Genomic DNA, 495 nt, shown 5'->3' with positions numbered 1-495 from the left:
CGGTTCGCGGCCCCTGCATCACGCTTTCCGCAAATCCTCGCAATCGATGCTCCCGCTCACATGGTGCCAGCCTAACTGAAGACTTCCCATGTGGATATATGTATGCCCGTATACGCCCACATTCGGCATCATTTGCGAGACTTGCCCGATCGAACATGGCCGCTGACCTGCACGCCGTCCTCGGCACGCAGGTACAGGAAGCCGGGGACGGACAGCAGCGGGATGACCGCGGTCAGCAGGAACACCTGGTGGAAGCGTTCCGCTGTTACGATGTGGGTTTCTCCTGCGACAAGGCCCAGCACCATGGCGGCGATCGAAACGCCCAGGGAAACGCTGAGTTGCTGCAGGACGCCGCCGAGGCTGGTGGCGCGGCTGAGTTTGTCGGCCGGCAGGTCGGCATAGGACAGCGTGTTGGAGGTCATGAACTGCGCCGACCGGATGACCCCGAAGACAAAGACGTAAAGGCCGATCATCCAGTGCGGCGTAACGGATTCG

At 61.4% G+C, this 495-nt stretch carries 1 pseudogene; it reads right to left on the bottom strand.

The window, feature by feature from the left end:
* Nucleotides 1–128 precede the first annotated feature (128 nt).
* Nucleotides 129–495, bottom strand: a pseudogene (locus EOB49_RS34665) (MFS transporter); the annotation flags it as partial.

The sequence above is a fragment of the Mesorhizobium sp. M7A.F.Ca.MR.148.00.0.0 genome, assembly GCF_003997735.1.
Lineage (GTDB): Bacteria > Pseudomonadota > Alphaproteobacteria > Rhizobiales > Rhizobiaceae > Mesorhizobium.
Note: the sequence above shows the minus strand (reverse complement) of the source record. Positions and strands in the feature narration are given on the sequence as shown.